Below are 12,680 nucleotides of genomic sequence, written 5' to 3'. Positions count from 1 at the left end.
GAGAAAGCGGGAGGCGACGCGCGCGTCGGGGGTGAAATACCACCAAAGTATAGGTGCGATAAATTAGGTTAATTAATTGAATTAAAATGAATAAAGGAGAATATCAAGATGAAGGCGGACAGCTGGGAGGCAAGGCGGGGTATTTGGGGGTAGGACGCGGGAGAAACCTCCCGCGTGATGCTGACTCGTCGCTTTCAGCGTTGAAGCCACAGCGTCGCGGTACCCACGGCGGGCAACGTCAGCTTGACCTCCGTGCCCTCTCCCTGCTGCCGCCAACCCGCCGGAAGGCGCAAGCGGGTGCTTCCCTCTCGATAGTAAGGATTGGCTACCAACAGCAAGGCGCGATCGCCCAGAATAAACATCCGCGCCGGCATTTGCGGGTCGCTTCCCGCCAGCGGCGTCGATTTTCCCGTCAGCAGATAAGGGGTGAAGGCGGCGATTTGCTGCGACACGGCAGCCACGCCACGCCAGGTGGCGTCAAACTCCCGTTGGTCGAAGCGGCCGGTTTTACGCTTATAAAACAGATCGGTATAAGAATAAAACAACAGCCCCTTGGCGCCGCCGATCAGCGCCTGCCAGGCCTGATTGCGAATTTCCGCCTCTGACGGCGGATGTGGCTTGCGGCGGGCGTCATAAGCGGCGTGATCCATGATTTGCATCACCACCCAGGCTCCGCGTGCCTGGCGGGCGGCCTGCACCGTCAGTTCGGTATAACGCGTCGTGCGCGTCAGATCGCGATCGTTCCCCACCGGGTAAGGGTCGGTCGCCAAAATGTCGCTGCTGTTAAAGTAGGCGTCCAACTCCCCGGTTTTGTTCAACACCTGGAAGGTGGGATGATCGCCGTCAAGCCGCTTTATTTGCAGGTTTTTTTCCTCGATCTTATCGAGATATTCCGGCCCCAGTTCATCGTTGATGTACCAGGCGAGCAGGTTGGGCTGAGAGCGCAAGCGCTGCACGTACCAGGCCGTCATCGCCGCGTAGTCGCCACCGCGCGCGGCCGGCGCGAAGCGGCTGCCGCGGTACTGATCTTTGACGGAGTAAATGACCAGCAGCCCGCGCTTGCCTGCGTTGCGGAAAAAGGCGTAAGGATCTTTCTTTTCCCCATAATCATAATTCAGCACCGTGTTGAATCCCGCCGAGGCGATGCGCGCCAAATGCTCATCGGTAGCCACGTTGGCGTAAATGCCCAACGGAAAAAGCCGTTGACCATCGCGCAGGGTAAAGCCTTCGCTGTCGATCGCGACTTTGGCCGCAGGCTGCCCGACGCGAAAAGACAGCTCGCTGCCCTGTGCCGGCTGGGATTGCTGACCGGTGACCTGCTGACGCAGGCGGTATTCCCCCTGTGCCAGGCCGGCCGGCGGTTGGTATTCGATACGGCGCTGCCCTTCAACCTGATAACGGTCGCGGCTACGGTGAACAACCTGCCCCTCGGCATTGAGCAATTCGCTGTCGACCTGCAAATGCTGCGGCTGCGCAGTGACGACCAACGTGTCGACCTTTCCCTGCGCCGACGCGCCGAGCTGATACAACGCCGGCATAGACGCGCGAGCACACGCATAGGCGTCGTCAAACCAGGCGGTACCGGTGCTCCCCTTACGCAGATAAACGCCAAAAGTGATTCGCGCCGCCTGCGGCGGCACGGTATAGCTGGCGTTCACCTGCCGCCAGCCGCTGTCGCCGGTCACCCCAGCCGGATAACTGCCTTCCAGAAAGCGCCCCTGCGCATCAAAGCTCTGCAGATAAACCCCAGCCCCGCCGTCGCGGCTTTGCCCGCGCACGCCGCGGGTCTTGAGCCAGACGCCGAAATCTATCGTCTGTCCGGGCTCAACCTGCAGCGCCTGGTTGAAGGTACGGTATCGCGCTATATCTGCATTGTCATAACGTAGACTCCCCCTGCCACTGTGCGTATCGCCGTCGGCCTGCGCGCCCTGCGCTCGCCAGCCGCTGAGCCCCTGCTCAAAGCCGGGGTTGGTCAACAGATTGGGTTGGCAGTTCTGCGCCAGAGCCGCTGCGCCCCACAAGGCGCAACAGCCCAGAGCCGCCCGCTGATACATCCCCCTCATGGTCATTTCCTTTTCACCACGGCATTGAACAGATAGGTGGCGAACAAATAGCAGGATTTCTGGTAAGACAGCCCCAAATGCTGACGGTAAATCCGCCATTGCCAGTCCGCAGCGCGGATTTTGTTGCCCGACAGCGAATGGGTAGACAACCGGTAACAGGCCAGCGGTTCGGGAATGCAGTAGGCCAGGCCGTTACGCGCCTTCTGCAGCACCGCCAGCCACATCAAGTAGTCCTCATGCCCCACTTTTTGCTGATATACCTTACCGATGCGCTTCTGGTTATAGATGCCGGTGAGATTGCCGATCCAGTTGCTTTTCAACATGTCCTGATAGCCGATAAGCTCATCCGCACCACGGGTGTTTTTGATCAATTTCAGGTCGTCTTCGAAGGTGTAATAATGGGAACACACCACGTCATAGCGGCGGGTTTGCAAAATGCTCGCCTGGCGCGACAGCTTGTTGGGGAGCCATACGTCATCACTGTCGCAGAAGGCGATATAGTCCCCGCTCGCCGCCTCAATGCCGATGTTGCGCGTTTCCGCCACGCCCTGGTTATGCTCATTGCGTATATAGGTGAGGCGATCGTGGATAAACGGCCGCACCACCTCGGCGGTGTTGTCGGTGGACGCATCATCGATCACATACAGGTGATAGTCGGTAAATTGCTGGTTCAGCACGCCAAGGATCGATTCTTTGATAGAGTTTGCCGCGTTGTAGGCGGGCATTATCACGGATATCTTTTCCATTCTGTCCTCACTCAATGAGCTGTTGCCACTGGGGATAAATACGTTCGGGAGAAAAACGGCGAGACTTATCTAGCGCGGCGACAGAAAAGCGATCGCGCAGGTCCGGGTCGCGCATCAGTTCGAGCACGCCTTCGCTGAAGGTGGCGGCATCGTCATCGGGCACCAGATAGCCGTTGACGCCGTTGTCTATCAGCTCGGCCGGGCCGGTCTTGCAATCGTAGGCCACCAACGGCAGGCCGAAACTCATGGCTTCGATCAGCACCATCGGCAACCCCTCATAGCGCGACGTCATCAAATACAGACTGGCCTGGCGATAATAGGCCGCCACGTCGGCGGTGGCCGGCAGCAGGCTCACCTGCCGCTCCAGCCCGGCGCCTTCAATCTGCCGCCGCAGTGCGTCACGCTCAGGGCCGTCGCCAATAATCAACAGCCGCCAATCCGGCATTTGCGCCGCCACCCCGCGCCACAGCGCGATCAGACGATCGAAGCCTTTCTGATTGCTCAACCGCCCCACCGCCAGCGCCACCTTTTCCTGCAGCGCCGGCGTCGGCGCCTGTGCGCCGAACGGCGAAACGTTCTCGATCACCCGGCATTTCCCGGCGCCCACCCAGCGAGCGATGGCGTCGCGATCTTGCCGCGTCAGGAAAATCACGCGATCGCCCAACCGGTAAACCAACAACTTCAGCCATTTAAATACGCGCGGATACTGGTGAAAGCTGACGTGCTCGCTCAATAACAGCCGGCTGCGGGCACAGAACAAACGTAGAAAAGGCGTCATCACCACCGACAGTTTTCCCATGGAAACGGTAATGATCGCGTCCGCGCGTTCACGCCGCAGTGCGAACGCCAGCCGCCATGGCCAGAACAGCGAATCGCCGCCGCCACAGCGTAGCCGGACGTCGCTCGCCAGCGGAAAGAAGCTCCGCTCGCCACACAGCGAAAACACCGCCACCTCGTAATTCGGCAGACGCGCCAGCGCATTGGCCAAACCGCTGGCGACCCGTTCAGTGCCGCCCTTGCCCGCCATATTTTCGATGACGATGATTACCTTGCGTGCTTGCATATCATCTCCTGAATCCCTGGCGCACATTGCGCAACAGCCGGCCGCCAACCGAGAACAACCCCAGCCGCGTCAGACAATCGCCATACCATTTGATCATCTTGAACTTGCCGCTCAGGCTGTGCCGCACGATGCGCGACGAGTAATAATTGAACGCCTGGGCGTTTTCCGAATACAGCGAGGCCAGCAGGTGCTTGCAGGCGAATCCGCTGATATGGCGATCGCTGGGGCTGAGGAAGGTATTGATAAAGCGGTCGCTGGCCTCCAGATTAAGCTTCGCCGTCATGCGTCCGTAACGCCCCACGTCGAGAAACACCCCGCCACCGGCGTCATACGCCACTTGCGCGCCCAAATTGGTGGCGTTGACCAGAAAGCCCCAATCCTGATGCTTGTTGAGAAACTCGGGAAATAAAAAGCGGCGATCGCTTTTTTTACGCATGCTGATGGTGGATGACCGAATATCGCCCATTTCCAGAAAAAGAAAATCCTCGCCGGAAGAACCGGATTTGTAGTGAAAGTTGAAGTCGCGTACCGAATCACCGCTCACCTCTGCATAATTACCGAAGATAATATCAATATGGCGATCTTCATGCTTCTTCATGCGGCGAATAATATAGTTGGTAGTAAAGTAATCATCCGAATCGAGAAAAAACACGATCTCCGATTGCGCTAAATTGGCGCCCAGGTTGCGCGATACCGCCGCATTGCTCTTCTGTTTTTTCTCATGTAGCATCACGTTGCTATTAGTCGCCGCTATCTGGCGAATATATTTGATATCATCCTCGTCAGAGCAATCATCAACCAAAATCACCTGATAGTCGAACCCTTGGCAAGCGCTGAAAATCCGCTTCAGAGTTTTAGGCAGGTAACGCGCACTATTATAAATAGGGATCACGATCGAGAAATCCATTTCTTAACCCTCCAACTTAGAATTTATCATTTCTTTTCCACGGCAAAGCAGCAATAACGACACGTTAAATACCGGGACCAAAAAATAGGTTTCCGTAAAAGTTGTCAGCAGAAAAACAACCACCACCCAGCGCATGAATCGACTCAGCCTGCGCATATTACCCAACAGGTGAAAATAACAAAAAAGCATGACAACAGAGGCGATCCCACCAGCCGAATAAAACATGGCGATGAAGAAGAAATCGACCGGCTTATAGGGTTCGATATTCATGCCGAACAGCGGATTGGGTAGCCCCACCGCCTGAAACATCTGCCAGGAGAACCAGATGCGCCCGGTCAACGCCTGGTTCAACAGCGCATCCAATGCCGGATTGCTCCCCCAGCGTATAACGCTGGCGAACTGGAAGCCTACGATGGCCAACGTCAGCGCAATGCAGACTTTTCTATTGGGGGTAAAACGCAACAGCGGCGCCAGCCAAAACAGCAACAACATCAACAGTGCCAACATAAAACAGGTGCGGGAATAGGAATACATCAGCACCGGGATAATTAACGCCGACACCGCCAGTGAGGCGATATTTTTCATTCCACGCGTTAATTTCGCATGGTCGATCAGGCACAGCAGCATGGCGAACAAGGCAAAAGAATAATACGCCAAGGTATTCGGGTTATCGAAACCCAGCGTTAATCTGTTGCCATAGCGCTCATCAAGGTAAACAAATCCATTGGTGTAAAAGGTATAAGGGATAACCATCAACAGCCCGGCAACCACAAAAGCGATAGCGAACATTTCAGCGCCGCGCACCATCTCGATGCGGCGGAATAAAATTATCACCGCAGAGCTGAATACCGCGCCAAAAAGGTAATCACCATGTCCGGTGGCGATATTAACCAGAAACAGCAGAACCAAAAAACCCGCAACCGCTTTTTCCGCCATCGTAGCGATGAAAAATGCATAGCCGACATAGAGCAACATCAGGGCATTGAGCCCCATCACGGTTTTATTAATCAGCTCGCTGTTGAACGATCCCGAGGTCAGGAAAGTTTTCACGAAAAAGATTAACAGGAAGGTCAATATGATTGATTGATTGACCAAATCCCGCGACTGATTATAACCAACATTGGCATGCATGTGAAAATTGGAGGCGACTCTCTGCATAAGCGTTTACTCAGTAAAATAACTGCCCCATTCCTGCTCGATGTTTTCCGGCTTAAGCTTGCTTAATCCCGCACCAGGCGTAAACGTCAATTCACCGAAATAGACCTTCTCACCGACCTGGTAGAAATCCACGCGGACATAAGAGAACTGCTGCGCAACCTGGCGAGCCAAACGCGTCATTTCTTCCAGCCGCGTAGGTCGCGGCATCGGTTCGTCGGCATTCGGCAAGTTGATGCGGATTTCGGTGCGGTTCCAGTCGAGATCAAAAATATCGCGCCGATGGGTGCCGAAACGCTGGTAATCCACCTGGATAAACATGCGAATTTCATGGTTGTCGTTGAAACAATGAAATTTGATATCGTTCGGCACCTGCTCACCATCCAGCAACATGCGTTCCACCATGATGCAGGGTTCGATGTCCAGATAATGCTTTTCGCGACTCTGCTCGTAAAAGTTGCTGCGCATCCACGAACTGCTGAGATCGTACAATTCCGCGTAGCTAACCTGTTGCTTGTCGAACACCAACCGGTTATAGCCGCTGCCATGGTTGGCCTTCAGCACGAAGGCGTCTGGCAACTGCCTGAACGTGTCGTAGCTGAGTTCAGTGCCATGCGCATACAGCTCCACCAGATACTCTTCGCCCCACAGGCCGGCAATAAATTCGCGGACCTTGTATTTGTCCGACAAGGTGGTGTAGATGCTGCGCGGATAAATTTTGCGGCGCATGATCTTTTCGCTGAAGCCGGTCGGTTTTGACAGGTGCGGCAATTTTTTGAAATAGAGCGCGTATTTAACCTGATGGTGCCAGGCATCGGGCAGGCGCTTGGAAATGCTTTTAACCAGGGTGTTTAACATGCTCTCTCCTTAATTTGCTGACAAGACGCGGCAGGCAGTAAAAACAGGTCAGCTGCAGTCGGGTAATTTTCCCGCCACGGAATAAACTGTTCAGAACGAAGAACGAAATGAATTCCGCCAGTAGCGTAGACACCGCAGCGCCGGTCAGGCCGTAACGCGGGATCAGCAGCAGATTCATCGCCACGTTCAGCAGAGCCACCAACGGCATCTTGATGGCGATAAAGCGATAACCGGCGAACAGCACGATGCTGCGATACGAAACCGTCCCCATCACTGAGAACAGCGAGGTCAGCGTACAAATAGCCAGGATGTCGGCAGCCGGTTGAAAAGCGGCGCCATACAGCAGCGCAATAGCCGGGTGGGCGAACCACCACAGACCCAGCAGCACCGGCAACGACAGGCCCAATACCACCAGATAAAGCACCCGGATGCGGTACTCCTGCTCCAACGGGTCGCGACAGTTGGCAATACCCGGCATCAACGAGGTGATCAGCGCCATCGGCACAAAAACCCACCCCTGGCTGAGGGTGGTCGCGGCGCTGAACCAGCCCACCGCCTGCTCGCCGACCAGATTGCCCAGCATGATTTGATCGATGCGGGTATAAATCACTATCGCCAGACTGGAGATGGCCAACGGCAGGCCCACTTTCAGCAAATAACGGCCATAGCGCCCGGCCTGGCGCGGCGTAACCCGCGGCGAGGCCGCAGCTTCCCCACGAAATAGCCAGAGGCGCACCAGATAAGGTACGGCGCTGCTGAGGATGTAGGGTACCGCGAACCACACCAGCGGCAGCGCGGCGCTCACCAGCGCCAGCCGCAGTCCGATCGACAACAGCAGCGCCAGGTTGTTGATCAGCGTATTGCGTTTCGACTGCAGGCGGGCATCGTAATAAATTTTGTACACGTCCTGAATCGAGAAATAGGCGCTGATAAGCAGCAACAGCGTCATCAGTTGACCGGCTGGCGGCTGGCTGAAATAGCTCCATATCAGCATCGGCAGCGCCACCACCAGGAACAGCCGGCGGCGCAAACGCATCGAAGCCAACATCAGGCGAATGCCGCTCGGCGGGCGGCGGGCGACGCGGTTGAAAATGATGCTGTCGGCGCCCAGCTGCACCAGCGGCACCACGATGGCGATCGTCGCCAACAGATAGTTGAGAGCGCCAAACTGGGCGGGCCCCAGATAGCGCGCAACGTAAATGGAGACGAAGATGCCGGACAGGCTAAGCGAAACGCGTTCCAGCATCAGCCACAGGGCATTGGTGATAATGGCCTTCACCCGCTTATTCCTCTGCCTGCCGCTGATCTTCCCGATGGCTTGGATAGGCGAAGTTGTAATAGCTCATGTCGGTCGCCGCCCTTTTCACGATGCCGTTGAGGATTACGCCTCTGATCGCCACGCCATTTTGTTCGAAACGGCGCATGCTGGTTTCGATCTGCTTGACGGTGTTCACCTCAAAACGCACCACCAACAGTGACGTACCGGCGTGATTGCCGACGATGGCCGCGTCCGTCACCGCCAGAATCGGCGGCGTATCGATCAGCACCAGATCGTAGTTTTGCCCGGCCCAGCGCAGGAAATCGGCGAAACGGCGATGCATCAGCAGCTCGGACGGGTTCGGCGGCACCTGACCACGTGGCACGAAGTCCAGATTGGCGATGGCGGTTTTCCGCACCGCCTGTTCCGTCATCACTTTGCCCACCAGCATGTCGGACAGCCCTTGATGAGCGTCGTCCGATAACCAACGATGCAAAAATCCTTTACGCATATCCGCATCGATCAACAGCACCCGCTGCCCGGCCTGCGCCACCACCACCGCCAGGTTGGTGCTGGTAAAACTCTTGCCGCTTTCCGGACTGGCACCGGAGACCATCAAAATGTTGTTTTTGGCCTCCAGCATGGCGAAATGCAGGCTGGTGCGCAGGCTGCGAATGGCCTCCACCGACAGATCCGCCGGCTCGACCACCGCCAGGATCGGCAGGCGACGACCGCCGGATTTGGGCAACAGCAGGCGTTGTTCGCGATTGCGTTTCGCCTGCCATGGCGACAGCGGCACGGTGGCGTAGACGTTGATGCCTCGCTTCTCCAGCGTATCGATATCATTGATGCCGCGATGGAAGGCCGTGCGCAGCAGCACCACGGCCGCGGTGCCCGCAGCGCCCAGTATCAACGCCAACAACACGATTAGCATCTTTTGCGGCTGAATCGGTCGGATAGCGGTTTCCGCCTCGTCGACGATGCGAATATTGCCCACCGTGCCGGCCTTGCTGATGCTCAGCTCCTGCTGTTTGTTCATCAGTTGCATGTAAACCTGCTGATCCACCTGCACGTCGCGGGTGAGACGCAGGATCTCCTGCTGCATTTTCGGCAGCGTCTGTACCTGTTTGCCGAGCCGCGCCTTTTCCGCCTCCAGCGTGGCGCGCTTTTCCATCAGCGCCCGGTAAGCCGGGTGCACGCGGGTATAAAGCTTGGAAATCTCCGCCTCCTTGAAGGTCAGCTCGTTGAGCTGGGCTTCGAGCTGCACCTGAGTGTCCAGCACCGACTTGGCTTCCAGCGACAGATCCACCGAATCGTTTTGCTGGCGGAACTGGTTGAGCTGGTTTTCGGCGTTGTTCAACGAGGTTTGCGTTTGCGGCAGCTGCTCCTGCAGGAAGGCCAGCATTCTCTGCGCCTCTTCCGTTTTGCGATCCACGTTCTGCTGCAGGTAGTTATCGGTGATGTTCTTCAGCACCGCCTCGGCACGCTGCGGATCTTCACTCGGCAGCGTAAACGTCATGATGCCGCTGTCCTTGCCGCTCGGCACTACGCCCAGGTATTTACGCAGATCGTCCACCGCTTCTTGACGCGCGACTTTAACCACGGTGAAACGGGTGCCCGGCGCCGCATCCAGCGCCGAAACGGTCATGCTCCACTCGCCCTGCGCCACCGGTTGCCCAACCACGCCGCTGAACAATTTGGCGCCGTCATGGCTCAGCTCGTAATGTTGCCCATCGCGCACCGTCAGCGTCAGCGCTTCGCCCTGCATGTCCGCCGGCGTTGTCAGCGTACCGATGTCCAATACCGGCGTCTTTTCACCGCTCAGTCGGGCGAAACCTTTACCGAATACCGGGAAATAGTCCGGTTCGACGCGCACCGTCAGGCCGAGGGCATCCACCGTTTTGCCGAGCACGTAGCGCGACTTGACCAGCGTCACCTCATCCTGCGTCGTCGAATTTTGCCCCAGCGAACTGTCCAGCGTTTCACGCAGCAGCGAATCGCCGGACAGCTGATTCTCCACCTGCACCACCGCCGTGGCCTGATACACCGGGGTAGCCAACAGGGCGTAGGCGACGCCCAGCGCACCGGCCACGCCGGTCACGACGGCGATCCGCCAGCGGTTATCCCACAGCGGCCCTACCAGACGCTCCCACTCCAGCTTTTCATCTTGTTCGGCCACCATCACGGACAGCGCATTGTTTTTCATCTTCTGTTCCTTATTCACCCTGCGGAGTTACCAGTTGCGCACGCGCAAGGTAGCCTCGCTGAGATCGTTAAAACTGCTGATGGTCGGCACCAGCTGGCTGATCAAACGGTTCCAGCGCGCGATAGGCGCCGCGGTGACGTACACGACGTCGTAAGGGTGCAGCTGAAATTCAGCGCCCATCGCCAGCGCGCTGGCGTCGGAGAGATCGAACTGATACAGCGTCGCCAGCCGCTGCGGGGGGTTGCCGCCGCTCGGCCGGATCACGAACACCCCGGTCGCATCCGCCACCGTCTGGCTGATCCCTTCGGAAGATCCGAGGGCTTCGGTCAGGGTCATGCCGCTGCGATCCATCTTCAGCGTCGCTTGCTTGCCCACCTCGCCCATCACGAACACTTTCAAGTTGTCATTGCGCGGAATGTAGAGGATGTCGCCCGGCTGCAGCAGCGCGTTCTGGCTGATGTCGCCACGCTGCATCAGCGCCTGCAGCGAGATGGCCCGCTCTTTGCCCTGATGCGTCAGCACCACGTTGCGCCAGTCGGCATTGTCCGTCAGGCCGCCGGCGGCGTTGATCGCATCCAGAATGGTCAGCGGTACGTTGGTGATCGCCTGCTGACCGGAGGTTTTCACCTCACCGGTCACATAAGCCTTCTGCGAGCGGAACGCGGCGATGCTGACATCCACCTGCGGGCTTTCCACATACTGCGCCAGACGGCCGGCGATCAGGCTGCGCACTTCGGTGACGGTTTTACCCACCACCGCCACGCGCCCGATATAGGGGTAAAAGATCGTGCCATCCGCATGCACCCAGTTACCGGTGTCGCTGGCGCTGCGATATTGCCCGGCCGGCGTGGTCAACTCGGGGTGATCCCAGACGGTGACGTTCAACACGTCGCCGACGCCGATACGGTATTGGTAGCTCTGCAACCGCTGGTCCAGCGCCGGATTCGGCTGGGCGACCGGTTCAACGCGCCGCATTTTCTGCAGCAGCATCGGTGACATGCGGTAGACCTGTACCTGGCTGTTCAAATCGAAATCGTCGTCTTGTTGCACGACGATGGCTTTTCCGCTGGTCGGTAAATGTGAGCCGGGAACCACCGTACAACCGCTCAATAACGCGGAGGTGAAGGCCAACGGCATCAAAAGAGGCAAATGAAAATTCATGGAAGTACCGTGATAAACGGGCTGCTGCCGCAGCCCGTGAGAGGATTAACGCCCGACGGTTGGATTATCGCTGAGCATCGTCGCCTGACGCGGTTCGCGCAACATGGTGAAATAACCGCAAAAACAGAACAGAAACGCCACCAGCATCAGGCTTTCCTGCAGTTGCAACACTTCACTGCAAATGCCGATGCAGGCCAGCGTCACCGCCAGCATGGTGCTCATCGCCAGTGCCTGACGCGCATTGAGTCCGCGACGCATCAGAATATGGTGCAAATGATCGCGGCCCGCTTTGAAGGGGCTTTGGCGGCGCAACAGGCGGCGCACCATCACGGTCACCATGTCCATCAGCGGAATGGCGATCAGCCACAGCGCGGTGACCGGGCGCATTACCGCCTGCTGCCCCTGCGTCGCCAGCAATACCAGCCACAGCACGCTGAAGCCGATTACCATGCTGCCGGCGTCTCCCATAAAGATTTTGTTACGCGCGCCGAACAGGCTCAGGTTGAACAGCAGATAAGCCGCCAGCACGACGATCACGCCCAGGCACCACAGCGCCAGATCTCCCCGGCCACCCAGTCCGAACACGATGGCCAGCGCAACGAAGGTCACGCAGGACAAGGCGCCCAGTTGCCCGTCGATGCCATCCACCATGTTGTAGGCGTTGATCGCCCCCCATACCGCCAGCGGCGTGAGCAGCAACGCGCCATAACCGAGCATCACTTCCTGATGGCCCCAGGCATGGCCCAATGAGGAAAGCTGCATCCCTGCCGCCAGCATCATCGCCAGCGCGATCCCTCCCTGCACCATGACGCGTGGCGCCACGGGCAGATCAAAGCGGTCATCCAGCACGCCCAACACCACCAGCGCCGTAATGCACAGCAGATAGACGGTGCTGTCGGGCAGCCAGGCGGGTTGCCACAGCGCCATCAGCATCAGCGTCAGGTACACGGCGATGCCGCCGACCAACGGAATATGTCCCAGATGTTGCTTGCGCGCATTGGGCTTATCCACTAATCCCACCGTCAAGGCGACCCGGCGGGCAATAAGGATCCACGCGACCGCCAGCACAAATATCACGCTCAGTTGATATAACATCGTTCCTCCAGCGAATAAGCACGCTACCGCCCTTGAGTTACAGCTCCCAATGCGCTATTAACAAAAACAAAATTGATCCTGCCAGGATATAAGTCAGCATGAATTAATCCTGAAAAATACAGATTTATCCGCTTGTCGGCGGAAATAAGTAAATAACGTCAGCGTGCG

Annotated in this window: 10 protein-coding genes; all 10 read right to left on the bottom strand. The window is 57.5% G+C overall.

All coding sequences use genetic code 11. The features are described 5' to 3' along the window. Nucleotides 1-194 precede the first annotated feature (194 nt). Genes CRO23_RS09685 through wecA form a run of 10 tightly spaced genes read right to left on the bottom strand, consistent with a single transcriptional unit; the run spans nt 195 to nt 12,512 of the window. Nucleotides 195-2,054, bottom strand: coding sequence for a carbohydrate-binding protein (locus CRO23_RS09685; protein WP_033640055.1), 1,860 nt, complete (start codon nt 2,052-2,054; stop codon nt 195-197). 11 nt (nt 2,055-2,065) lie between these two features. Then, entirely contained in the window at nt 2,066-2,809 is a 744-nt protein-coding gene (locus tag CRO23_RS09680) for a glycosyltransferase family 2 protein (RefSeq protein ID WP_015378195.1), read from the bottom strand. Nucleotides 2,810-2,816: 7 nt separating this feature from the next. After that, entirely contained in the window at nt 2,817-3,872 is a 1,056-nt protein-coding gene (locus CRO23_RS09675) for a glycosyltransferase family 4 protein (RefSeq protein WP_097101861.1), read from the bottom strand. 1 nt (nt 3,873) lies between these two features. Beyond that, on the bottom strand, nt 3,874-4,779 hold the full coding sequence (locus CRO23_RS09670) for a glycosyltransferase family 2 protein (RefSeq protein ID WP_033640053.1): 906 nt from the start codon (nt 4,777-4,779) through the stop codon (nt 3,874-3,876). A 3-nt stretch (nt 4,780-4,782) separates the two neighbouring features. After that, entirely contained in the window at nt 4,783-5,937 is a 1,155-nt protein-coding gene (locus CRO23_RS09665) for a hypothetical protein (RefSeq protein ID WP_028127495.1), read from the bottom strand. Between the two features lie 6 nt (nt 5,938-5,943). Next, entirely contained in the window at nt 5,944-6,792 is an 849-nt protein-coding gene (locus CRO23_RS09660; RefSeq protein WP_028127496.1) for an ATP-grasp fold amidoligase family protein, read from the bottom strand. After that, entirely contained in the window at nt 6,773-8,071 is a 1,299-nt protein-coding gene (locus tag CRO23_RS09655; protein ID WP_048795031.1) for a flippase, read from the bottom strand. Before CRO23_RS09655 ends, CRO23_RS09660 begins: the two co-directional genes overlap by 20 nt. A gap of 4 nt (nt 8,072-8,075) precedes the next feature. Continuing rightward, nucleotides 8,076-10,256, bottom strand: a complete 2,181-nt coding sequence (locus tag CRO23_RS09650) for a polysaccharide biosynthesis tyrosine autokinase (protein WP_097101858.1) — start codon at nt 10,254-10,256, stop codon at nt 8,076-8,078. Between the two features lie 27 nt (nt 10,257-10,283). Next, nucleotides 10,284-11,417: a polysaccharide export protein gene (locus CRO23_RS09645; RefSeq protein ID WP_049299147.1), complete on the bottom strand. Its 1,134-nt coding sequence runs from the start codon at nt 11,415-11,417 to the stop codon at nt 10,284-10,286. A gap of 45 nt (nt 11,418-11,462) precedes the next feature. After that, the gene (gene wecA, locus CRO23_RS09640) at nt 11,463-12,512 is read right to left on the bottom strand and encodes a UDP-N-acetylglucosamine--undecaprenyl-phosphate N-acetylglucosaminephosphotransferase (RefSeq protein WP_097101856.1); all 1,050 of its coding nucleotides are present in this window, start codon (nt 12,510-12,512) and stop codon (nt 11,463-11,465) included. Nucleotides 12,513-12,680 lie beyond the last annotated feature (168 nt).

The sequence above is a fragment of the Serratia sp. JKS296 genome (assembly GCF_900215445.1).
Lineage (GTDB): Bacteria > Pseudomonadota > Gammaproteobacteria > Enterobacterales > Enterobacteriaceae > Serratia > Serratia marcescens.
This window is presented reverse-complemented; position numbering and strand designations above follow the sequence as displayed.